Below are 20,111 nucleotides of genomic sequence, written 5' to 3' on the forward strand. Positions count from 1 at the left end.
CTCAGCTCCCCGTACTCCGATACGCCCGAAGCCCCGCCCGCCAGGCCAGCCCCGCCAGCACCCCGAACGCGCCCGCCACCACCGGCGACGCGAACGCCGCCCAGTCCGGCAGCCCCAGCGGATAGGGCCGCCCCAGCACATACGAGGCCGGCACCCAGTTGATGAAGGCGAGCGGCAGCAGAAAGGTCACCCCGCGCACCAGATCCGTCCCGAACACCGTCGGCGGATACTGCAGCAGCGTGCCCCCGCCGTAGGTGAACGCGTTCTGCACCTCGGCCGCGTCCTGCGCCACGAACTGGAAGGCCGCCCCCGCCACGAACAGCGACCCGAAGATCACCGCCCCGCAGACCACCATCACCGGCACCAGCAGCACCTTCGCCGCCGTCCACTCCACGTCCACCGCCGCCAGCGCCCACCCCAGCACCAGCAGGCCCTGGGTGATCCGGCCCAGCCGGCGCAGCGCGAACCGGTCCGCGCCGACCTGCGCGAGCACCGGCGCCGGCCGCACCAGCAGCGTGTCGAAGGAACCGTCCCGGATCCGGCCGCCCAGCACGTCCATCGAGCCGAGCAGCAGATCCGCGAAGCCGAACGCGGTCGCCGACAGCCCGTACAGCAGGGCGACCTCGGGCAGCGTCCAGCCGCCGAGCGAGTCGACCTGCGAGAACATCAGCAGGATCGCGGCGAAGTCCAGCCCCGTGATCAGCAGGTTGCCGACCACCGTGAGCGCGAAGGAAGTGCGGTAGGTCATCGTCGAGCGGATCCACATCCCGGCGATCAACCGGTAGGCCCGCAGCCCCTCCCCCACCCGGGACGCCTCAGCCACCCTGCACCACCACCCGCCGCGTCGCCGCCGACTGCAGCAGCCGTCCCGCCGCCAGCAGGACCACCGCCCAGCCGGCCTGGAAGGCGTACGCCGACCACGGCGAGACCTCCCCCATCAGCACATCCGCCGGCATCTGCAGCTGCGCCGCCCACGGCAGCGCCTGCACGATGTCCCCGAACGGGTCCGGGAAGGCGTTCAGCGGCAGCGTCATGCCGGAGCAGAAGATCCCGGCGATCGCCAGCGTCTGGGCGATGCCCCGGTCGTCCATCAGCCAGAACATCAGCAGCGCCGCGAGATAGCGGATCCCGAAACTGACGACCATCGCCAGCGCCACCGCGACCAGGAAGGCCGCCCAGGTGCCGACGTCCCCGGGCAGCGCCATCGGGAAGAACAGCGCACCGAAGGCGAAAGGGATCACCCCACGGCCCAGCAACTGGAACACCGACCGGCCCACATCGCTCGCCAGCCACCACAGTTGCAGGTCGGCGGGCCGGTACAGATCGACCGCGATCTCCCCGGTGCGGATCCGGTCCATCAGGTCCTTCTCCGCGCCGCCGCCCTGGATCGCCAGCGTCGAGTACAGGGCCTGGCCGAGCCACGCATAGGTGACGGCCTGTGTCTGGTCGTACCCCCCGAGGTGCGGTCTCTCGTCCCACAGCGCCAGGTACGTGTACACCAGGATGATCCCGAAGACCGTGTTGGTGAACACCCCGGCGGCGGTGGCCGCCCGATAGGTCGCGTACCGTCTGAATCCGCCCGCCGCGACGGCCGCGTACAACCGTCCGGAACCCACTGCCTCAGCCTCCTCGGCCCGCCGCACACCAAAGCGCAGGAGCCTAGTGCGCAGGTGGTGACGCACGCCACGCATTTTCCGCCGCCGAAGCGTGCCGTGATCAGGGAACGGAACACGTGGTGCGAGAGTCTTCAACAGGGGGCGCAGAACGCGTACGAGGTCGTACGGGAACGTACGAGTCGAAACAGGAGTCCGTGCACGAAATGAGCGACGAGCCACAGCCGCAGCAAGACCAGCCGAACGAGAGGCCCAAGCGGCCCAAGCGCACCGGCTGGCGCCGGCTGATCCCGACCTGGCGGATGGTGCTCGGGACGTTCGTCGTCGGCGTACTGCTCCTGGCCGGCCTGTTCTTCCTCGGCTACTCCCTGGTCAAGATCCCGCCGGCCAACGCGCTCGCCATCAAGCAGAGCAACGTGTTCCTGTACGCCGACGGCTCCCAGCTCGCCCGCGACGGCGAGGTCAACCGGGAGAGCGTCAACCTCGCGCAGATCTCCAAGGACGCCCGCAACGCCGTACTGGCCGCCGAGGACCGCGACTTCTACAGCGAGTCCGCGATCGACCCCAAGGCCATGCTGCGGGCCGGCTGGAACACCGCCACCGGCAAGGGCAAGCAGTCCGGCTCCACGATCACCCAGCAGTACGTGAAGAACTACTACCTGGCCCAGGAGCAGACCGTCACCCGCAAGGTGAAGGAGTTCTTCATCTCGGTCAAACTGGACCGCACGGAGTCCAAGGACCACATCCTCGAGGGCTACCTCAACACCAGCTACTTCGGCCGCAACGCCTACGGCATCCAGGCCGCCGCCCACGCCTACTACGGCGTCGACGCCTCCGAACTCACCGCCGCCCAGGGCGCCTACCTGGCCGCCCTGCTCAACGCGCCCAGCGAGTACGACGTCGTCGCCCACCCGCAGAACAAGGCGGCGGCGCAGGCCCGGTGGAACTACGTCCTGGACGGCATGGTCAAGGAAGGCTGGCTCGGCGCGTCCGAGCGGGCGGACCAGAAGTTCCCGATGCCGAAGGAGGCGACGGTCTCCACCAGCCTGTCCGGGCAGCGCGGTTACCTCGTGCAGATCGTCAAGGACTACCTGATCACCAACCGGATCGTCGACGAGGACGAACTCGACGCCGGCGGCTACCGCATCACCACCACCCTGCAGAAGTCCAAGCAGGACGCCTTCGTCAAGGCCGTCGACGACCGGCTGATGGACAAGCTCGACCCCAAGGCCCGCAAGGTCGACTCCTACGTCCGCGCGGGCGGCGCCAGCGTCGACCCCCGCACCGGCAAGGTCGTCGCGATGTACAACGGCATCGACTACGTCAAGCAGTACACCCCCAACGCCACCCGCCGCGACTTCCAGGTCGGCTCCACCTTCAAGCCGTTCGTGTTCACCTCGGCCGTCGAGAACGAGGCCACCACCCAGGACGGCCGCACCATCACCCCCAACACCGTCTACGACGGCACCCACAAGCGCCCCGTCGAGGGCTGGACCGGCGAGACGTACGCCCCGGAGAACGAGGACTACGTCTCCTACGGCGACATCACCGTCCGCGAGGCCACCGGCAAGTCGGTGAACTCCGTGTACGCGCAGATGGCCGTGGACGTCGGCCCCGAGAAGGTCAAGCAGACCGCGATCGACCTCGGCCTGCCCGACAGCACCCCCGACCTCGAGCCCTACCCGTCGATCGCGCTCGGCACCGCCACCGCCAGCGTCCTCGACATGGCCCAGGCCTACGCCACCCTCGCCAACCACGGCAAGCACGGCACGTACACCATGATCGAGCGGATCACCAAGGACGGCGCCGACGTCATCGACCTGCCCAAGCGCAAGACCTCGCAGGCTGTCAGCCGGCAGGCCGCCGACACCACCACCGCGGTGCTGCGGAGCGTCGTCGAGTCCGGCACCGCCACCGCCGCCCAGGCCGCGGGCCGCCCGGCCGCCGGCAAGACCGGCACCGCGGAGAAGGACAAGGCGGCCTGGTTCGCCGGCTACACCCCCGAACTCGCCACCGTCGTCGCCGTGATGGGCCAGGACCCGGTCACGGCCGACCAGAAGTCGCTGTACAACGTGATGGGCCTGCCCCGCATCAACGGCGGCGGGGCACCCACGGAGATCTGGGCGCAGTTCACCAAGGACGCCCTCAAGGGCAAGCCGGTCACCGACTTCGACCTGGAGCTCCAGGACGGCGCCGACGTCGTCCAGCCGCCGCCCGCGGAGCCGTCCGACCAGCCGACCGCGGACGAGACGCAGAGCGACGAACCGACACCGGGCGACGAGACGCCGACGGGCGACCCGACCGCGGGCGGCACCCCGACCGCCGAGGACGGCACGGCAACCGGCGGCGGAACGACGGACGGCGGCACCGGCGACGGGGGGACGACGGACGGCGGCACCGGCGACGACGGGGGGACGACGGACGGCGGCAGCACGGACGGCGGCACCACCGGCGACGACACCACGACCGGCGGCGGCACGGCGGACGGCGGGCTCACCGACGGGACGACGGCGGGCGCGTTCTACTGGCCCCGGCGCGGCGACTGATCAGTGCCCGCCGGTCGCCTTGAGCCCCACCACGGCGACCAGCAGCAGACAGACGAAGAAGATCCGGGCGGCGGTCGCCGGCTCACCGAGCGCCACCATGCCGACCACCGCCGCACCGGCCGCCCCGATGCCGACCCACACCCCGTAGGCGGTGCCGATGGGCAGGGAACGGGCCGCATAGGACAGCAGCAGCATGCTGGCGACGATGCCGGCGCCGGTGAGCAGGCTCGGCACCAGGCGGGTGAACCCGTCGGTGTACTTCATCCCGACCGACCAGCCGACCTCGAGCAGACCGGCGACGACGAGCAGAACCCAGGCCATGGGGAAACCTCCGGAGACGTGAAACGCGGACGGAAACGGACGGACGTCGGTGCGTCGTCTTTTCCTTGGCCCGGTACGGCGCGTCTCGTCGGGGTTGCCTTCAACGCTAGCAAAGGAACGCCGAAAGAGGCCGGTGACGACGGTCACCGACCCCTTTCACCTGCGTATCTACAAGTACGGACCAGTCTCTACAGGTACAGACCCGTCTCTACAAGTACAGCCCCGTGGAGTCCTCGGACCCCTCGAACCGGTCGGCGGCCACCGCGTGCAGATCGCGCTCGCGCATCAGCACATAGGCGATGCCCCGCACCTCCACCTCGGCCCGGTCCTCCGGGTCGAACAGGACCCGGTCACCCGGCTCCACCGTCCGTACGTTCTGCCCCACCGCGACGACCTCGGCCCAGGCCAGCCGGCGACCGACCGCCGCGGTGGCCGGAATCAGGATCCCGCCACCGGAACGCCGCTCGCCCTCGCTGGTGTCCTGCCGCACGAGCACACGGTCGTGCAGCATCCGGATGGGCAGCTTGTCGTCATGGGGGGTGTCGTTTCTGTTGGCGCTCACGCCTCGAACCTACCTGCCTTCACCGTGCCCGTACGCCGCCGGGTCAGCGCTTGCGGCGCCGGGTGCCGACGGTGAGCAGGCCCACGACGCCGACCAGCAGCACCGCGACCGGCACCACCCGCTCCAGCCGGGGCGCGCCCTCCTCGTCGACGAACTGCGCCCTGACGTCACTGACGACGCGGTTGGCCTGGACGTAGGCCCGCCCGAGGGTGTGGTCGATGTTGGAGACCACCTTGGCCCTGGCATCGCCGACGATGGTCTTCGGGTGGACCCGAACCCCGATCTCGTCGAGCGTCTCGGCCAGCACTTCGCGGCGGCGCCTGATGTCCGCCTCGATCTGCGCCGGGGTTCTCGTGTCCGACGTTTCCGCCACCGTACGGCCTCCGAAGTCAGCTGAAACTGTTGCGGACAGTCTGTCAGCTCTCCGCGCCATCGCACTGTCAGGACCCCCCGTTACGCTAGCGGGATGAGCGAGCGACTCCAGCCCGGCGACGTGGCCCCCGCCTTCACCCTCCCCGACGCCGACGGCAACGACGTCTCCCTGTCGGACCACAAGGGACGCAAGGTGATCGTCTACTTCTACCCGGCGGCCCTGACTCCCGGCTGCACCAAGCAGGCCTGCGACTTCACCGACAACCTGGACGTCCTGGCCGGCGCCGGCTACGACGTCATCGGCATCTCCCCCGACGCCCCGGAGAAGCTGGCGAAGTTCCGCGACAAGGAATCGCTGAAGGTGACGCTCCTGGCCGACCCGAAGAAGTCGGTCACCGAGTCCTACGGCGCCTACGGCGAGAAGAAGAACTACGGCAAGACCTACATGGGCGTCATCCGCTCCACGATCGTCGTGGACGAGGAGGGCAAGGTGGAACGGGCCCTGTACAACGTCCGCGCGACCGGCCACGTGGCCAAGATCATCAAGGATCTGGGCATCTGACTCCCCCTGCCGAGCGGCCCGCACCGGGAACTCCGGGTGCGGGCCGCTTTGCCATGCCACCCGTGACTGTCCGATAAACGGTTCGTTACTCCGTACGAGCTGCGAACACGCAGCCGGGACGGAGGGGGCGCGATGGGGGCCAGTACGTACACGAGGGAGCGGCTGGAGGAGGCGGCTCGGGGGGCTCGGACGTTGTCGGAGGCTTGTGTGCGGTTGGGGGTGGATCCGCGGAGTCCGACCCGCCGGTACGTCATGGGGCGGATGAGGAAGCTGGGCGTGGATGTGTCGCACTTCGAGCGGGAGGGGGTCAAGTGGACGAGGGAGATCCTGCAGGCGGCGGTGTCGGCCTCCACGAACATGTGCCAGGTGCTGCGCCATCTCGGGCTTGAGGTCGTCGGCGGACACCACACGCACATCAGCCGACGGATCAAGGCGTACGGCATCGACACCTCGCATTTCCAGGTGCCGACACGGCGCGGCAAGGCATGGCGGCCCCGGACACCGGAGGCGCTGCTCGTCGAACAGCCACTGGGCGCGGCCCGGCGGATCCCGAGCGACCGCCTCAAGTGGGCGATGACCGCGCTGGGCCTGCGGGAGCAGTGCGCCATGTGCGGCATGAACGCCGTCTGGCGGGGCTGCCCCCTCCCCCTGGAGGTCGACCACATCAACGGCAACTGGCGAGACAACCGCATCGAGAACCTGCGGTTCCTCTGCCCCAACTGCCACTCGACGACGGACAATTACCGGGGACGGGGCAAGGGCGGGGCCCTGTGAGCCGACCATGCCGGTTGCCTCGCCCCACAACCGAGGAGCTGCGCAGGGCCGTGACCGAGTCCGTCTCCGTAGCCGGGGTGCTACGCAATCTGGGGCGCCCCGACACCGACAGGCAACGCGCACTGCTACGGCAGTGGATCGCGGAGGAAAACCTGACGACCGAGCACTTCCTGGGGCAGGCACACCAGCGAGGCAAGCCCGGCACGGTCCCCGTCAAGCGCCCCGAAGAGATCCTGGTCAAGCACGACGGCGAACGCCGGACACGGACGCATCTGCTGCGCCGGGCGCTGCGCGAGGTCGGCGTCCCGGAAGTGTGCGCGGAGTGCGGGGTCGGAGCGGAATGGCTCGGCAGGCCGATGACGCTTGAGGTCGATCACGTCAACGGGGACTGGAGCGACGACCGGCGGGAGAATCTGCGGTTGCTGTGCCCCAACTGCCATGCCATCACCAACACCTGGTGCAGAGGTGGTCAGCGACGCACCCGCCGACTCCCAGTAGAGTAGGCAGCGCTGCACGCGGCCGTTGCTGAATGGTATAAGCAGAGGTTTTAGGTGCCTCGGGGCATTTGCCCATGTGGGTTCGACTCCCATCGGCCGCACACGTCGAGGGGCCGCCCAGCTGGGCGGCCCCTTACGTGCGCTCAGCCCAGCAGCTCCCGAACCACCGGTACCAACCCCCGGAACGCCTTCCCCCGGTGGCTGATCGCGTTCTTCTCGTCCGGGGTGAGTTCCGCGCAGGTGCGGGTTTCGCCCTCCGGCTGGAGGATCGGGTCGTAGCCGAAGCCGTTCGTGCCGGTGGGCGTGTGCCGTAGGACGCCCCTCAGTTGACCTTCCACCACCCGGTCCCGCCCGTCCGGCAGGGCGAGGGCCGCCGCGCACGCGAAGTGGGCGCCGCGGTGTTCGTCGGCGATGTCGGACAGTTGGGCCAGCAGGAGTTCCAGGTTGGCACGATCGTCTCCGTGCCTGCCCGCCCAGCGGGCGGAGAAGATGCCCGGGGCGCCGTTCAGGACGTCGACGCAGAGGCCGGAGTCGTCGGCGACCGCGGGCAGGCCCGTGGCCTGGGCCAGGGCGTGGGCTTTGAGCAGCGCGTTCTCCGCGAACGTCACTCCCGTTTCCTTGACGTCCGGGATGTCCGGGAAGGCGTCCGCGCCGACCAGGTCATGGCTCAGACCTGCGTCGGCGAGGATGGCTTTCAGCTCGGTGATCTTTCCGGCGTTGCGCGTGGCGAGGATCAGGCGGGTCATGTCCCCAGTATCAGGGGGTGCAGACCTTGGTGAGTTCGCCGGCCGCGTCGGTGACCGGGCTGAGGTCGGGGGTCTCGTCGCCGTTCTCGATGGCCGTGCGGACGTTCCCGACCGCGGCGGCGAGGTCGTCGACCGCCTTGTCGACGTCGGCGTTGTCGGTCTTGTCGCCGATGTCGTTGAGGTTCTTGTCGATGGAGTCGAGGGACTCGTCGATCTGCGTCGGGTCGTTCGCCGCGCTTTCCATGGCCTGCTGGAGGTCGGTCACGCTGTCGGCGACGGCCTCGGCGGTCTGGACGCAGTCCAGGGCCTTGGTGACGGCGTCGCAGCCGGTGGTCAGTCCGGCGGTCAGCCCTACCGCCACCGCGGCGACAATGGTGATACGGCTCCGACGGCGTCGGCTTGCGCCCATGCTGGTGTCCCTCCGGTGCTCAGGCCTTCCACAGGCCCCCGTGCCTGGCCGGGCGTACGACGGTGTGTCGTACGCCCGTACCCCTAGTGACGCGGGGGCGGTCGGCGTGGTTGCCCGTGCGGGACGCCCTGCTTGGTGCGTCCTTTACTTTTCGAGGACGGTATCAAGGGCCTTGCGCTGCAGGACAGCGAGTTCGGTGCAGCCCAGAACGGCGAGGTCCAGCAGGGAGTTGAGTTCGTCGCGGTCGAAGGGCTCCGCTTCGGCGGTGCCCTGGACCTCGACGAAGCGGCCGTCGCCGGTGCAGACGACGTTCATGTCTGTGTCGGCCTTCACGTCCTCCTCGTAGCAGAGGTCGAGGAGGGGGACGCCGCCGACGATGCCGACCGAGACCGCGGCGACGGTTCCGGTCAGGGGCTTGCGGCCGGCCTTGATGAGCTTCTTCCCCTGGGCCCATGCGACGGCGTCCGCGAGGGCCACGTAGGCGCCGGTGATGGCGGCGGTGCGGGTGCCGCCGTCGGCCTGGAGGACGTCGCAGTCGAGGACGATGGTGTTCTCGCCGAGTGCCTTGTAGTCGATCACCGCGCGCAGGGAGCGGCCGATGAGGCGGCTGATCTCGTGCGTACGGCCGCCGATCTTGCCGCGGACGGACTCGCGGTCGCCGCGGGTGTTGGTGGCGCGGGGCAGCATGGAGTACTCCGCGGTGACCCAGCCCTCTCCGCTGCCCTTGCGCCAGCGCGGGACGCCTTCGGTGACGGAGGCGGTGCAGAAGACTTTGGTGTCGCCGAAGGAGACGAGGACGGAGCCCTCGGCGTGCTTGCTCCAGCCGCGTTCGATGGTGACGGGGCGGAGCTGTTCGGGGGTGCGGCCGTCGATGCGTGACATGGCGATGAGCCTAGCGGGACATCCGGAAGGGGCCCCTCCCGCGGTGGGAGGGGCCCTCAGGGGTGAGCGGTGTGCTCGGCCGGGGTGAGCGGTGTGCTCACATCATGTCTTCGATCTCTCCCGCGATCGGGTCGGCGTCGGTGCCGATGACGACCTGGATCGCGGTGCCCATCTTGACGACGCCGTGGGCGCCGGCCGCCTTGAGGGCCGCTTCGTCGACGAGGGAGGCGTCGCTGACCTCGGTGCGCAGGCGCGTGATGCAGCCCTCGACCTCTTCGATGTTGTCGATACCGCCGAGTCCGGCAACGATCTTCTCAGCCTTGGTGGCCATTTCGGTCTCCTCACGCACAGTTGGCCCAACTTTTCGAGCGATTGCGCCGTACGTACCGAAAGATGACGTCACAGCAACCCAATCGTCGATAACTGGTCTACACCACCTGACAGGCGGTCGCCAACTGATGAACGCCCCCACCGAAACCTCTCCAGCACGTCGGCGGTGGCAGTCGGCGTTCCAGGGCCTGCAGAAGATGGGCCGCAGTCTTCAGCTGCCGATCGCGGTCCTGCCGGCGGCGGGCATCCTCAACCGGCTGGGCCAGCCCGATGTGTTCGGTGACGAGGGGCTCGGCTGGGACAACGTCTCCAAGGTGATGGCCGGTGCGGGCGGCGCGCTGCTCGACGGCTCGCTGGGTCTGCCGCTGCTGTTCTGCATCGGTGTCGCGATCGGCATGGCGAAGAAGGCGGACGGTTCGACGGCGCTGGCGGCGGTGGCGGGCTTCCTCGTCTACTACAACGTGCTGCGCCAGTTCCCGGAGGACTGCCCGGACGGCACGGAGGCGGTCCCCAACATCGGCTGCCAGGGCACCGTGGACGGCACGGTGCAGGCGTTCACCTACCAGAACCCGGGGGTGTTCGGCGGCATCGTCATCGGTCTGCTGACGGCCTTCTTCTGGGCCCGTTACCACCGGACCCGGCTGGTGGACTGGCTGGGCTTCTTCAACGGCCGCCGTCTGGTGCCGATCATCATGGCGTTCGTCGCGATCGCCTTCGCCGCGCTGTGCGTGTGGGTGTGGCCGCCGATCGGTGACGCGCTGGAGAGCTTCAGCGATTGGCTGAGCGACTTGGGTGCCTGGGGCGCGGGCATCTTCGGCATCGCCAACCGGGCCCTGCTGGTGATCGGCCTGCACCAGTTCCTGAACGTGCCCATCTGGTTCCAGTTCGGCACGTACACCAAGCCGGACGGTACCGAGGTGCACGGCGACATCAACATGTTCCTGGCGGGCGACCCGGACGCGGGTCAGTTCACCTCGGGCTTCTTCCCGATCATGATGTTTGCGCTGCCGGCGGCGGCGCTCGCCATCACGCACTGCGCGAAGCAGCACCGCCGCAAGGAGGTCGGCGGTCTGATGCTGTCGGTGGCGCTGACCTCGTTCGTGACCGGCATCACCGAGCCGATCGAGTACTCGTTCCTGTTCGTCGCGCCGCTGCTGTACGTGGTGCACGCGCTGCTGACGGGCGTGTCGATGGCGGTGACGTGGGGGCTCGGGGTGCACGACGGCTTCAGCTTCTCCGCCGGGCTCATCGACTACGTCATCAACTGGAATCTGGCGACCAGACCGTGGGCGATCATTCCGATCGGTCTGGCCTTCGCAGTCGTGTATTACGCGATCTTCCGGTTCGCGATCACCAGATTCGATCTGAAGACTCCGGGACGGGAGCCGGAGGACGAGGTGGAGGACGTCACAAAGGTCTGACGAAAGCCTCGAATAACGGTTGCGCAACCCGCGGTTCCGGTGACGGAATCGCGGGTTCCTTATGCGCCCTTCATCGTGCTACAACAGGTCTACACCACTGAGTGGTGTAGACCATGCGGTGTTTCCGCGTGGCAAAGAGACGCCGCCGTCCCCATCCATGTCCCCGGGCGGCGCCATGCCCTCTGGAGGAAGTTGTGACCACGGCAAGCGCCGCTCCCGCGGCCGAGAAGAAGAAGGGCGCGGGCGTGATGGCGGTCATGCAGCGCATCGGCCGCAGCCTGATGCTGCCGGTGGCCGTGCTGCCCGCCGCCGCGCTCCTGGTCCGCCTCGGCAACACCGACATGCTGGGCCGTCCGGAGTTCCCCGCCTTCCTCACGAAGATCGCGGGCTTCATGGCGGCCGGCGGCAACGCGATCCTGGACAACATGGCGCTGCTGTTCGCCGTGGGCATCGCCATCGGCTTCGCCAAGAAGTCGGACGGCTCGACGGCGCTCGCCGCGGTGGTCGGCTACCTGGTCTTCAAGAACGTGCTCGCCACGTTCACCGACGGCAGCCTGCCCAAGAAGGAAGCCATCGCCGACGGCAAGATCGTCATGGTCGAGCAGGCGGTCGACGCCAAGGTCCTCGGCGGTGTCGTCATGGGCCTCGTCGTGGCCCTGCTCTACCAGCGCTTCTACCGCGCCAAGCTGCCCGACTGGGCCGGCTTCTTCGGCGGCCGCCGCCTGGTCCCGATCCTGTCCGCCTTCGCGGGTCTGCTCATCGGCATCGTCTTCGGCTACATCTGGCCGGTGCTCGGCACGGGTCTGCACAACTTCGGTGAGTGGCTGGTCGGCTCGGGCGCGGCCGGCGCCGGCATCTTCGGTGTCGCCAACCGCGCGCTGATCCCGATCGGCATGCACCACCTGCTGAACTCCTTCCCGTGGTTCCAGGCGGGCGAGTACGAGGGCAAGAGCGGCGACATCGCCCGCTTCCTGGCCGGTGACCCGACGGCCGGACAGTTCATGACCGGCTTCTTCCCGATCATGATGTTCGCGCTGCCGGCCGCCTGCCTGGCGATCGTGCACTGCGCCCGCCCGGAGCGCCGCAAGGTCGTCGGCGGCATGATGTTCTCCCTCGCCCTGACCTCCTTCGTCACCGGCGTCACCGAGCCCATCGAGTTCACCTTCATGTTCATCGCGCCGGTGCTGTACGCCATCCACGCGCTGCTCACCGGTGTCTCGATGGCCCTGACCTGGGCGCTCGGCATGAAGGACGGCTTCGGCTTCTCGGCCGGCGCGGTCGACTACTTCCTGAACCTGGGCATCGCGACCAACCCGTGGGGCCTGGCCCTGGTGGGCCTCGCGTTCGCCGCGGTCTACTACGTCGTCTTCCGCTTCGCGATAACCAAGTTCAACCTTCCGACGCCGGGCCGCGAGTCCGACGAGGAGCTGGCGGAGCTGCAGAAGGCCGAGGCCAAGTAGCCCGTACGGCATGACGAAGGCCCCGGAACCGAGCAGGTTCCGGGGCCTTCGCGCGTGCGGGTGTCAGATCTCGTACGTCCGCCTCGGCTCCGCCAGTTCCACCGGGCCGTCGTAGACCGCGCGCGCGTCGGCCAGGTTGACCTGGGGATCGGTCCACGGGGGGATGTGGGTCAGGACCAGGCGGCGGGCGCCTGCCCGGGCCGCCGTCTCTCCCGCCTCGCGGCCGTTGAGGTGCAGGTCGGGGATGCTCTCCTTGCCGTGCGTGAAGGCCGCCTCGCACAGGAAGAAGTCGGTTTCGCGGGCGAGTTCGTCGAGCGTGGCGGTGACCCCGGTGTCGCCGGAGTACGTCAGGGACCGCCCGCCGTGCTCGACGCGGATGCCGTACGCCTCCACCGGGTGGGCCACGCGTTCCGTGTGCACCGTGAACGGGCCGAGCTCGAAGGTGGACGGCTTGACGGTGTGGAAGTCGAAGACCTCGCTCATCGAGGAGGCCGAGGGGGTGTCGGCGTAGGCCGTGGTGAGCCGGTGCTCGGTGCCCTCGGGGCCGTAGACCGGGATCGGGGCGCAGCGACCCCCGTCGTGCCGGTAGTACCGCGCGACGAAGTAGGCGCACATGTCGATGCAGTGGTCGGCGTGCAGATGGCTCAGGAAGATCGCGTCGAGGTCGTAGAGACCGCAGTGGCGCTGCAGCTCGCCGAGGGCGCCGTTGCCCATGTCGAGAAGCAGCCGGAAGCCGTCGGCCTCGACGAGGTAGCTCGAGCAGGCCGATTCCGCGGACGGGAACGACCCCGAGCAGCCGACGACGGTGAGCTTCATGAAGCAGAAACCTCCGCTGGCGGGAAATCCGGATAGGGGGCGACGGGGGTCGTGCGGTTCGTCGAGCGTAAGGCGCGAAAGGGCCGGTCGCTCCTCCGCCAAGGGCTGTTGTGGGCGAACTCACCTGTGGTGTCACGCGTTCGGCTGGCAGCGGGGCGTATGAGGCGCGAGAAGGGCGCGCGCAGGTGAGCGCGCGCCGGTAACGTCGTCGTATGGACACGTCATGGTGGCTGGCGCTCGCGGCGGTGGTGCTGCTCGCGCTCGTCGCCGCACTCGTGGACGGCTGGGGGCGCAGGCCTCCGGGGCGGCTGGACCGGCGCCGGCCGGCCGTGCGGCCGCGGCCCACGGAGATCTGGTGGGCGAGCGTGCCGTTCGAGGACCGGCCGGGGGCGAAGGACCGGCCGTGTCTGGTGCTGGCGGTGCACGGCAGGCGGGTGCGCGTCGCGAAGATCACCAGCCAGTACCACGACGAGCGGTCCGGGGTGATCCCGCTGCCGCCGGGTGCGGTGAGCGACGCTCAGGGACGGGCGAGCTTCCTGGAGACGGACGAGCTGCGCGAGGTGCCGGTGCGGGACTTCCGCCGGAAGGCGGGGGTGGTGGACCCGGTCCTGTGGGACCAGGTCCGACACTTGGCCGGCTGAGCGGCTACGCCCAGAGCTGCCCCTGCAGCGTCTCGATCGCTTCCTCCGTCGTCGCGGCGGTGTAGACGCCGGTCGACAGGTACTTCCAGCCGCCGTCGGCCACGACGAACGCGATGTCGGCGGACTCCCCCGCCTTCAGCGCCTTGTTGCCGACGCCGATCGCGGCGTGCAGGGCCGCGCCGGTGGAGACGCCCGCGAAGATGCCCTCCTGCTGGAGCAGCTCCCGGGTGCGGGTGACCGCGTCCGCCGAGCCGACGGAGAAGCGGGTGGTGAGGACCGACGCGTCGTACAGCTCGGGCACGAAGCCCTCGTCGAGGTTGCGCAGGCCGTACACGAGGTCGTCGTAGCGCGGTTCGGCGGCGACGATCTTCACGTCCGGCTTGTGCTCGCGCAGGTAGCGGCCGACGCCCATCAGGGTGCCGGTGGTGCCGAGGCCGGCCACGAAGTGGGTGATGGAGGGGAGGTCGGCGAGGATCTCGGGGCCGGTGCCGGCGTAGTGGGCGCCGGCGTTGTCCGGGTTGCCGTACTGGTAGAGCATCACCCAGTCCGGGTGCTCGGCCGACAGCTCCTTGGCCACGCGTACGGCGGTGTTGGAGCCGCCCGCCGCCGGGGAGGAGATGATCTCCGCGCCCCACATGCCGAGCAGGTCCCGGCGCTCCTGGGAGGTGTTCTCGGGCATCACGCAGACCATGCGGTAGCCCTTGAGCTTGGCCGCCATGGCGAGGGAGATGCCGGTGTTGCCGGAGGTGGGCTCCAGGATGGTGCAGCCCGGGGTGAGGCGGCCGTCCTTCTCCGCCTGCTCGATCATGTGCAGGGCCGGACGGTCCTTGACCGAGCCGGTGGGGTTGCGGTCCTCCAGCTTGGCCCAGATCCGGACGTCGGCGGACGGCGACAGCCGCGGCAGGCGCACCAGAGGGGTGTTGCCCACCGCGGCCAGCGGGGAGTCGTAGCGCATACGGGATCAGACCATGCCGCCGGCCACGGCCGGCAGGATCGTGACGCTGTCGCCGTCGGTGAGCTTGGTGTTGATGCCGTCGAGGAAGCGGACGTCCTCGTCGTTGAGGTACACGTTCACGAAGCGGCGCAGCTGCTCGCCGTTCGCCTGGTCGATGAGCCGGGCCTGGATGCCCGCGTGACGGGTCTCGAGGTCGGTGAACAGGTCGGCAAGGGTGTCACCGCTGCCCTCCACCGCCTTCTGACCGTCGGTGTACTGGCGGAGGATGGTGGGGATGCGGACCTCGATGGCCATGGCAAGGGGCTCCTGTCGGAAAAGTGGTCTGGTCTCAGTGGGCGCGCGTCGACGGCGCGCCGCGGCTACACGGCCGTACGGCTGCAGCGGGACGGTCAACAGATGGCGCTGTTCAGCCTGCACAGGTCGACGTGCAGCCGCGCAACGAGCAGCGTGCCCGGCGCCTTGTCGCTCACGTCGAGAAGAACCATGGGCTCATCGTATCGATTCCCGGACCGGCTCCAGGAGTGTGATCTCATCATCCGGACGCAAATCATCCATCATTCGGGATTCGCGGGATTCAGTAGGCCTCCACGACCCTGACCTCCTCCTCCGTGACCTCGCCTTCCAGGATCCGGAACGAGCGGAACTGGAACTCGCCGAGGCCGTCGGTGTCGGCGGTGGAGACGAGGACGTAGTGCGCGCCGGGCTCGTTGGCGTAGGAGATGTCGGTGCGGGAGGGGTAGGCCTCGGTGGCCGTGTGGGAGTGGTAGATGACCACCGGCTCCTCGTCCCGGTCGTCCATCTCGCGGTAGAGCTTGAGCAGGTCGCCGGAGTCGAACTCGTAGAACGTGGGCGACATGGCGGCGTTGAGCATCGGGATGAAGCGCTCGGGGCGGTCGGCGCCGGCCGGCCCCGCGATGACGCCGCACGCCTCGTCGGGATGGTCCTTGCGCGCGTGCGCGACGATCTGGTCGACGAGGGCCTGGGTGATGGTCAGCATGCCCGCCAGGATAAGCAGAAGGGCGGCTCCGTACCGAGGAGTGGTACGGAGCCGCCCACATGCTAGGACGCTGCTGGTCAGCCGACCTTGTCGAACTCCGGCTCACGGCGCTGCGTGACCTCGGGGTTCCGGGACTTCAGCACCAGCCAGCCGATGCCCAGGGCCGCCGCCCAGCCCGCCATGACGTACAGGCAGACGCGGGAGTCGGCGTCGTAGGCGATGATGCCGGTGACGAAGAGCAGGAAGGCGATGGCGACCCAGCTGCACTTCGCGCCGCCGGGGGCCGGGAAGGACGAGGCCGGCAGCCGGCCCGCGTCGACCGCGCGGCGGTACAGCACGTGGCTGACCAGGATCATCAGCCAGGTCCAGATGCCGGCCGCGGTGGCGACGGAGACGACGTAGCCGAAGGCCTTCTCCGGGACGACGTAGTTCAGGATCACGCCGATGCCCATGAAGAGCATGGAGACGGTGATGCCGAAGGCCGGGGTCTTGGTGGAGGAGAGCTTCTTGAAGACCGCGGGGGCCTCACCGCTCTCGGCCAGGTTCCGCAGCATGCGGCCCGTGGAGTACATGCCCGAGTTGCAGGAGGACAGGGCGGCGGTCAGCACCACGAAGTTGACGATGGCCGCGCCCGCCGGGATGCCGATCTTGGCGAAGGCCGCGACGAAGGGGCTGACGCCCTCGCTGAACTCGGTCCACTTGACCACGCACAGGATGACGGTGAGGGCACCGACGTAGAACAGGGCGATCCGCCAGGGCAGGGTGTTGATCGCCTTGGGGAGGGTCTTCTCCGGGTTCTCGGACTCGCCCGCGGTGACACCGACGAGCTCGACGGCGAGGTAGGCGAACATGACGCCCTGGAGGGTCATCAGGGACGAGCCGACGCCCTTGGGGAAGAAGCCGTCGAAGGCCCAGAGGTTGGAGACCGCGGCGGTGTCACCGGCGGAGCTGAAGCCGAAGGTGAGCACCCCGAGGCCGATCACGATCATGCCGATCAGCGCGGTGACCTTGACCATCGAGAACCAGAACTCGATCTCGCCGAACAGCTTCACCGAGATCAGGTTGGCGGCGAACAGCACCAGCAGGAAGACCAGGGCCGTGACCCATTGCGGGATCCCCGGGAACCAGTAGTTGACGTAGATCGCGGCGGCCGTCAGCTCGGCCATGCCGGTGACGACCCACATCAGCCAGTAGGTCCAGCCGGTGAAGTAGCCGAAGAACGGGCCGAGGAACTCGCGGGAGTACTCCGCGAAGGAACCCGAGACCGGGCGGTAGAGGAGCAGCTCACCGAGCGCCCGCATGATGAAGAAGATGATGACGCCGGCGAGGGCGTACATGAGGATGAGGCTGGGACCGGCCTTGGCGATGTTCGCCCCGGCACCCAGGAAGAGGCCGACGCCGATGGCGCCGCCGATGGCGATCATCTGGACCTGGCGGCTGCCGAGGCCGCGCTCGTAGCCCTCTTCCGGAGCCTTCTCCGTGTCGACCTGAGCGGAGGTCATGTGTTCGTGCGCCTTTCTCCACGCCGACCCCCGGCCTGTCGTCGGCCGCGGACCGGATCTCGATCCCCCCGGATTGAATGGAGCGTTCTGCCTGACCAGCGGTCTGCCGGTCGGTGGCGCACCCGGGCGGAACGTGGGTGGTGTTCGCCGGGCGGTCGTGAAGATTTATCACGGCCGCAATCTTGATCGTCCGGGCGATTTGTGGCGCGTTGCACAGGGAGAAGTGGGCAAAGAGGGGCCGAAAGGGACACAGCAGGCCGGGAGGGTGACGGGATCGTTATCCGGATTTGAGCGTCCGCTGAGCGAACACATCAGTCGGCCACAACCGTCACGATCAGGGCATGAGTGTGGAGACGAGGGTCTCCTGGAGGCCGCCCAGCCAGAGGTAGGCCATCACCATCGGCTTGCGCGGGTCCTCGTCCGGCAGCCGGTAGAGCAGGTCGGTGTCGTCCTCGTCGACGATGTCGAGGCGCGAGCCGATCGCCAGGCGCAGGTCGTTGAGGGCGCTGAGCCACTGGCGGGACCGGTCGGGGGACAACTTCAACACCGCCCCGCCGTCGCCCGCGGAGCGGAGCTCGTCCAGGGAGCGGATCACCGCGAGGGCGTTGTCCCGCTTGCCGGCCCTCAGGTCGTTCTCGGTGTAGCGGCGGAACTCGGCGGAGTACGCGCGCTGCTCCTCGGCCTGCTCGGGGCCGGGGGTGCCCTCGGGGTCGCTGTAGGCGTCCGGGAACAGCCGGCGCAGGACGGGATCGGCGGGCGGTTCGCTGGGGCCGTCGGCGAAGAGTTCGGCGAGCGGGTCGTCGCTGGTCTCCGCGCCGGGTCCGGGCCCGATCAGCTCCAGGAGCTGGACGGCCAGCGACCGGATGATGGAGATCTCGACGTCGTCGAGGGCGACGGCCGCGCCGCCGCCGGGAAGAGGTTCGAAGGTTCCTGGCATCAGCGGTCGTCGCTACTTCCGGTCCTGCTGGAGGGTGGCCCACAAGCCGTAGCCGTGCATGGCCTGGACATCGCGTTCCATCTCCTCGCGGCTGCCGCTGGAGACGACCGCACGGCCCTTGTGGTGGACGTCGAGCATGAGCTTGGTGGCCTTGTCCTTGGAGTAGCCGAAGTACGACTGGAAGACGTACGTCACATAGCTCATGAGGTTGACCGGGTCATTGTGGACGATCGTGACCCAGGGGACGTCGGGCTCGGGGACGGCGGATACCTCTTCCGCCGACTCGGTGCGTTCGATCTCTACGGGAGCGGGTGACGTCACATGGCCCATGCTGCCACGGGCACCATAAATCGTCACACTGACGCGAAGTGGGGTACAGTCCTTGCCATGAACACAGCGGACCTTGGGCTGCCGGTGGACGTTCCCTCGACGGCGCTCTTCACGGACCAGTACGAGCTGACGATGCTCCGGGCCGCCCTGAAAGCGGGCACGGCCGAACGGCGGAGCGTCTTCGAGGTCTTCGCCCGCCGACTGCCGGAGGGGCGCCGCTACGGCGTGGTCGCGGGCACCGGCCGGGTGCTGGACGCCGTGGAGAACTTCCGTTTCGACCCGGCCGTCCTCGGCTTCCTGCGCGAGCGGGCCATCGTCGACGAGGAGACCCTGGACTGGCTCGCCGGCTACCGCTTCAGCGGCGACATCTGGGGCTACCCCGAGGGCGAGGTGTACTTCCCGGGCTCGCCGATCATGCGGGTGGAGGGCTCCTTCGCCGAGTGCGTGCTGCTGGAGACGGTGATCCTGTCGATCCTCAACCACGACTCGGCCATCGCCGCGGCCGCCTCCCGGATGTCCTCGGCGGCCGGGGACAGGCCGCTGATCGAGATGGGCGCCCGGCGCACCCATGAGCTGGCCGCGGTCGCCGCCGCGCGCGCCGCGTACGTCGGCGGCTTCACCACCACCTCCGACCTGGCGGCCGGTTTCCGTTACGGCATCCCGACCGTCGGCACCTCCGCGCACGCCTTCACCCTGCTGCACGACCGCGAGCGGGACGCCTTCCGGGCCCAGGTGGACGCGCTCGGCCGGGGCACCACCCTGCTGGTGGACACCTACGACGTCACCGAGGCGGTCCGTACGGCGGTGGAGGTCGCCGGACCCGAGCTGGGCGCCGTCCGCATCGACTCCGGGGACCTGCTCCTGGTGGCGCACCGGGTGCGCCAGCAGCTCGACGAGCTGGGCGCCCGGGACACACGGATCATCGTGACCTCGGACCTCGACGAGTACGCCATCGCCTCGCTGGCGGCGGCGCCGGTCGACGCGTACGGCGTCGGCACCCAGCTGGTGACCGGCTCCGGGCACCCGACCTGCTCGATGGTCTACAAGCTGGTCGCCCGCGCCGAGTCCGCCGACCCGAGCGCCCCGCTGGTGCCGGTCGCGAAGAAGTCCTCCGGCGGCAAGACCTCCATCGGCGGCCGCAAGTGGGCGGCGCGCCGCCTGGACGCGTACGGCATCGCGGAGGCCGAGGTCATCGGCACCGAGGCGGTGCCCGCGGAGCTCGCCGACCGGCAGCTGCAGGTGGAGCTGGTCAAGGGCGGGGAGGTGGTGGCCCGGGAGCCGCTGGACGTCGTACGGGACCGGCACATCGCCGCCCGGGCGGGGCTGCCGCTGTCCGCGACCCAGCTGTCCCGAGGGGAACCCGTCATTCCGACGGAGTACCTCCCGGTGCGGTCGGGTAGCTAAATGCGGTGCCCCTTCCCGCAGTGCCGCCTAAGTC

At 69.1% G+C, this 20,111-nt stretch carries 25 protein-coding genes, 1 tRNA gene and 1 riboswitch; of the genes, 9 read left to right on the forward strand and 17 right to left on the reverse strand.

What is annotated here, in order from left to right; translation table 11 throughout:
* Position 1: 1 nt before the first annotated feature.
* Both M8H82_RS20800 and M8H82_RS20805 read right to left on the reverse strand, forming a co-directional pair.
* Positions 2 to 823: an ABC transporter permease gene (locus M8H82_RS20800; protein ID WP_250076303.1), complete on the reverse strand. Its 822-nt coding sequence runs from the start codon at positions 821 to 823 to the stop codon at positions 2 to 4.
* Entirely contained in the window at positions 816 to 1,616 is an 801-nt protein-coding gene (locus tag M8H82_RS20805; protein ID WP_250076305.1) for an ABC-2 family transporter protein, read from the reverse strand. The genes M8H82_RS20800 and M8H82_RS20805 overlap by 8 nt, the downstream gene beginning before the upstream one ends.
* Before the next feature lie 203 nt (positions 1,617 to 1,819).
* Between M8H82_RS20805 and M8H82_RS20810 the strand changes: the two genes are divergently transcribed.
* On the forward strand, positions 1,820 to 4,159 hold the full coding sequence (locus M8H82_RS20810; RefSeq protein WP_250076307.1) for a transglycosylase domain-containing protein: 2,340 nt from the start codon (positions 1,820 to 1,822) through the stop codon (positions 4,157 to 4,159).
* Here M8H82_RS20810 and M8H82_RS20815 read toward each other — a convergent pair whose 3' ends face one another.
* The 3 genes from M8H82_RS20815 to M8H82_RS20825 form a co-directional block, all read right to left on the reverse strand.
* Positions 4,160 to 4,480 (reverse strand): multidrug efflux SMR transporter, encoded by a 321-nt coding sequence (locus M8H82_RS20815; protein WP_250076309.1) that lies wholly within the window; start codon positions 4,478 to 4,480, stop codon positions 4,160 to 4,162.
* Positions 4,481 to 4,528: 48 nt separating this feature from the next.
* A riboswitch (guanidine-III (ykkC-III) riboswitch) is annotated at positions 4,529 to 4,601 on the reverse strand.
* Positions 4,602 to 4,688: 87 nt separating this feature from the next.
* Positions 4,689 to 5,042: a co-chaperone GroES gene (locus M8H82_RS20820; RefSeq protein WP_250076311.1), complete on the reverse strand. Its 354-nt coding sequence runs from the start codon at positions 5,040 to 5,042 to the stop codon at positions 4,689 to 4,691.
* Between the two features lie 43 nt (positions 5,043 to 5,085).
* Entirely contained in the window at positions 5,086 to 5,415 is a 330-nt protein-coding gene (locus tag M8H82_RS20825) for a DUF3618 domain-containing protein (protein ID WP_250076313.1), read from the reverse strand.
* Positions 5,416 to 5,508: 93 nt separating this feature from the next.
* Here M8H82_RS20825 and bcp point away from each other — a divergent pair, with 93 nt between their 5' ends.
* The 4 genes from bcp to M8H82_RS20845 all read left to right on the forward strand — a co-directional run bounded on the left by bcp (position 5,509) and on the right by M8H82_RS20845 (position 7,348).
* Positions 5,509 to 5,976, forward strand: a complete 468-nt coding sequence (gene bcp / locus M8H82_RS20830; RefSeq protein WP_250076315.1) for a thioredoxin-dependent thiol peroxidase — start codon at positions 5,509 to 5,511, stop codon at positions 5,974 to 5,976.
* Between the two features lie 132 nt (positions 5,977 to 6,108).
* Complete coding sequence (locus M8H82_RS20835; protein WP_250076317.1) at positions 6,109 to 6,750, forward strand: HNH endonuclease signature motif containing protein; 642 nt, start codon at positions 6,109 to 6,111, stop codon at positions 6,748 to 6,750.
* Positions 6,747 to 7,253, forward strand: a complete 507-nt coding sequence (locus M8H82_RS20840; protein ID WP_250076319.1) for an HNH endonuclease — start codon at positions 6,747 to 6,749, stop codon at positions 7,251 to 7,253. Before M8H82_RS20835 ends, M8H82_RS20840 begins: the two co-directional genes overlap by 4 nt.
* 12 nt (positions 7,254 to 7,265) lie before the next feature.
* Positions 7,266 to 7,348: transfer RNA gene (locus tag M8H82_RS20845), tRNA-Leu, on the forward strand.
* A 42-nt stretch (positions 7,349 to 7,390) separates the two neighbouring features.
* Here the strand turns inward: M8H82_RS20845 and rdgB are convergent.
* From rdgB to M8H82_RS20865, 4 genes are all read right to left on the reverse strand, one after another.
* Positions 7,391 to 7,993, reverse strand: coding sequence for an RdgB/HAM1 family non-canonical purine NTP pyrophosphatase (gene rdgB / locus M8H82_RS20850; RefSeq protein ID WP_250076321.1), 603 nt, complete (start codon positions 7,991 to 7,993; stop codon positions 7,391 to 7,393).
* A 10-nt stretch (positions 7,994 to 8,003) separates the two neighbouring features.
* Positions 8,004 to 8,402: a hypothetical protein gene (locus tag M8H82_RS20855; RefSeq protein WP_250076323.1), complete on the reverse strand. Its 399-nt coding sequence runs from the start codon at positions 8,400 to 8,402 to the stop codon at positions 8,004 to 8,006.
* Positions 8,403 to 8,546: 144 nt separating this feature from the next.
* Positions 8,547 to 9,284 carry a ribonuclease PH gene (rph, locus tag M8H82_RS20860; RefSeq protein ID WP_250076326.1) on the reverse strand — a complete coding sequence of 246 codons (738 nt, stop codon included), beginning with the start codon at positions 9,282 to 9,284 and terminating at the stop codon, positions 8,547 to 8,549.
* Positions 9,285 to 9,381: 97 nt separating this feature from the next.
* Entirely contained in the window at positions 9,382 to 9,615 is a 234-nt protein-coding gene (locus tag M8H82_RS20865; RefSeq protein WP_250076328.1) for a glucose PTS transporter subunit EIIB, read from the reverse strand.
* A gap of 127 nt (positions 9,616 to 9,742) precedes the next feature.
* Between M8H82_RS20865 and M8H82_RS20870 the strand changes: the two genes are divergently transcribed.
* Together M8H82_RS20870 and M8H82_RS20875 are read left to right on the forward strand one after the other, a co-directional pair.
* The gene (locus M8H82_RS20870) at positions 9,743 to 11,035 is read left to right on the forward strand and encodes a PTS transporter subunit EIIC (protein WP_250076330.1); all 1,293 of its coding nucleotides are present in this window, start codon (positions 9,743 to 9,745) and stop codon (positions 11,033 to 11,035) included.
* A gap of 194 nt (positions 11,036 to 11,229) precedes the next feature.
* Positions 11,230 to 12,495: a PTS transporter subunit EIIC gene (locus M8H82_RS20875; protein WP_250076333.1), complete on the forward strand. Its 1,266-nt coding sequence runs from the start codon at positions 11,230 to 11,232 to the stop codon at positions 12,493 to 12,495.
* 63 nt (positions 12,496 to 12,558) lie between these two features.
* On the opposite strand, the gene M8H82_RS20880 is transcribed toward M8H82_RS20875, so the two are convergent.
* The gene (locus M8H82_RS20880; RefSeq protein WP_250076334.1) at positions 12,559 to 13,311 is read right to left on the reverse strand and encodes an MBL fold metallo-hydrolase; all 753 of its coding nucleotides are present in this window, start codon (positions 13,309 to 13,311) and stop codon (positions 12,559 to 12,561) included.
* A 212-nt stretch (positions 13,312 to 13,523) separates the two neighbouring features.
* On the opposite strand from M8H82_RS20880, the gene M8H82_RS20885 reads away from it, so the two are divergent.
* Positions 13,524 to 13,952, forward strand: a complete 429-nt coding sequence (locus M8H82_RS20885) for a type II toxin-antitoxin system PemK/MazF family toxin (RefSeq protein WP_250076336.1) — start codon at positions 13,524 to 13,526, stop codon at positions 13,950 to 13,952.
* Between the two features lie 4 nt (positions 13,953 to 13,956).
* Here M8H82_RS20885 and M8H82_RS20890 read toward each other — a convergent pair whose 3' ends face one another.
* The 7 genes from M8H82_RS20890 to clpS form a co-directional block, all read right to left on the reverse strand.
* Positions 13,957 to 14,907, reverse strand: a complete 951-nt coding sequence (locus M8H82_RS20890) for a PLP-dependent cysteine synthase family protein (protein WP_250076338.1) — start codon at positions 14,905 to 14,907, stop codon at positions 13,957 to 13,959.
* Positions 14,908 to 14,913: 6 nt separating this feature from the next.
* Positions 14,914 to 15,201, reverse strand: a complete 288-nt coding sequence (locus tag M8H82_RS20895) for a MoaD/ThiS family protein (protein WP_250076339.1) — start codon at positions 15,199 to 15,201, stop codon at positions 14,914 to 14,916.
* Positions 15,202 to 15,296: 95 nt separating this feature from the next.
* On the reverse strand, positions 15,297 to 15,392 hold the full coding sequence (locus tag M8H82_RS36815) for a putative leader peptide (protein WP_019065921.1): 96 nt from the start codon (positions 15,390 to 15,392) through the stop codon (positions 15,297 to 15,299).
* Between the two features lie 89 nt (positions 15,393 to 15,481).
* A complete protein-coding gene (locus M8H82_RS20900) occupies positions 15,482 to 15,904 on the reverse strand; it encodes a Mov34/MPN/PAD-1 family protein (RefSeq protein ID WP_250076341.1) in 423 nt (140 codons plus the stop codon).
* A 77-nt stretch (positions 15,905 to 15,981) separates the two neighbouring features.
* Positions 15,982 to 17,406 (reverse strand): amino acid permease, encoded by a 1,425-nt coding sequence (locus tag M8H82_RS20905; protein WP_250076343.1) that lies wholly within the window; start codon positions 17,404 to 17,406, stop codon positions 15,982 to 15,984.
* 334 nt (positions 17,407 to 17,740) lie between these two features.
* Positions 17,741 to 18,343 (reverse strand): DUF2017 domain-containing protein, encoded by a 603-nt coding sequence (locus M8H82_RS20910; RefSeq protein WP_250076345.1) that lies wholly within the window; start codon positions 18,341 to 18,343, stop codon positions 17,741 to 17,743.
* A gap of 12 nt (positions 18,344 to 18,355) precedes the next feature.
* The gene (gene clpS / locus M8H82_RS20915) at positions 18,356 to 18,673 is read right to left on the reverse strand and encodes an ATP-dependent Clp protease adapter ClpS (protein WP_250076346.1); all 318 of its coding nucleotides are present in this window, start codon (positions 18,671 to 18,673) and stop codon (positions 18,356 to 18,358) included.
* 57 nt (positions 18,674 to 18,730) lie between these two features.
* Between clpS and M8H82_RS20920 the strand changes: the two genes are divergently transcribed.
* Complete coding sequence (locus tag M8H82_RS20920; RefSeq protein ID WP_250076348.1) at positions 18,731 to 20,077, forward strand: nicotinate phosphoribosyltransferase; 1,347 nt, start codon at positions 18,731 to 18,733, stop codon at positions 20,075 to 20,077.
* Positions 20,078 to 20,111 lie beyond the last annotated feature (34 nt).

Source organism: Streptomyces sp. YS415 (assembly GCF_023544665.1).
GTDB lineage: Bacteria > Actinomycetota > Actinomycetes > Streptomycetales > Streptomycetaceae > Streptomyces.

What these genes read in the sequence shown, in the direction of transcription:
- clpS (WP_250076346.1), bottom strand. Translation starts at nt 18,673, where the DNA reads ATGGGCCATGTGACGTCACCCGCTCCCGTAGAGATCGAACGCACCGAG.
- rdgB (WP_250076321.1), bottom strand. Translation starts at nt 7,993, where the DNA reads ATGACCCGCCTGATCCTCGCCACGCGCAACGCCGGAAAGATCACCGAG.
- bcp (WP_250076315.1), top strand. Translation starts at nt 5,509, where the DNA reads ATGAGCGAGCGACTCCAGCCCGGCGACGTGGCCCCCGCCTTCACCCTC.
- M8H82_RS20920 (WP_250076348.1), top strand. Translation starts at nt 18,731, where the DNA reads ATGAACACAGCGGACCTTGGGCTGCCGGTGGACGTTCCCTCGACGGCG.
- M8H82_RS20890 (WP_250076338.1), bottom strand. Translation starts at nt 14,907, where the DNA reads ATGCGCTACGACTCCCCGCTGGCCGCGGTGGGCAACACCCCTCTGGTG.
- M8H82_RS20870 (WP_250076330.1), top strand. Translation starts at nt 9,743, where the DNA reads ATGAACGCCCCCACCGAAACCTCTCCAGCACGTCGGCGGTGGCAGTCG.
- M8H82_RS36815 (WP_019065921.1), bottom strand. Translation starts at nt 15,392, where the DNA reads ATGGTTCTTCTCGACGTGAGCGACAAGGCGCCGGGCACGCTGCTCGTT.
- M8H82_RS20835 (WP_250076317.1), top strand. Translation starts at nt 6,109, where the DNA reads ATGGGGGCCAGTACGTACACGAGGGAGCGGCTGGAGGAGGCGGCTCGG.
- M8H82_RS20905 (WP_250076343.1), bottom strand. Translation starts at nt 17,406, where the DNA reads ATGACCTCCGCTCAGGTCGACACGGAGAAGGCTCCGGAAGAGGGCTAC.
- M8H82_RS20910 (WP_250076345.1), bottom strand. Translation starts at nt 18,343, where the DNA reads ATGCCAGGAACCTTCGAACCTCTTCCCGGCGGCGGCGCGGCCGTCGCC.
- M8H82_RS20885 (WP_250076336.1), top strand. Translation starts at nt 13,524, where the DNA reads ATGGACACGTCATGGTGGCTGGCGCTCGCGGCGGTGGTGCTGCTCGCG.
- M8H82_RS20880 (WP_250076334.1), bottom strand. Translation starts at nt 13,311, where the DNA reads ATGAAGCTCACCGTCGTCGGCTGCTCGGGGTCGTTCCCGTCCGCGGAA.
- M8H82_RS20895 (WP_250076339.1), bottom strand. Translation starts at nt 15,201, where the DNA reads ATGGCCATCGAGGTCCGCATCCCCACCATCCTCCGCCAGTACACCGAC.
- rph (WP_250076326.1), bottom strand. Translation starts at nt 9,284, where the DNA reads ATGTCACGCATCGACGGCCGCACCCCCGAACAGCTCCGCCCCGTCACC.
- M8H82_RS20900 (WP_250076341.1), bottom strand. Translation starts at nt 15,904, where the DNA reads ATGCTGACCATCACCCAGGCCCTCGTCGACCAGATCGTCGCGCACGCG.
- M8H82_RS20815 (WP_250076309.1), bottom strand. Translation starts at nt 4,480, where the DNA reads ATGGCCTGGGTTCTGCTCGTCGTCGCCGGTCTGCTCGAGGTCGGCTGG.
- M8H82_RS20810 (WP_250076307.1), top strand. Translation starts at nt 1,820, where the DNA reads ATGAGCGACGAGCCACAGCCGCAGCAAGACCAGCCGAACGAGAGGCCC.
- M8H82_RS20865 (WP_250076328.1), bottom strand. Translation starts at nt 9,615, where the DNA reads ATGGCCACCAAGGCTGAGAAGATCGTTGCCGGACTCGGCGGTATCGAC.
- M8H82_RS20855 (WP_250076323.1), bottom strand. Translation starts at nt 8,402, where the DNA reads ATGGGCGCAAGCCGACGCCGTCGGAGCCGTATCACCATTGTCGCCGCG.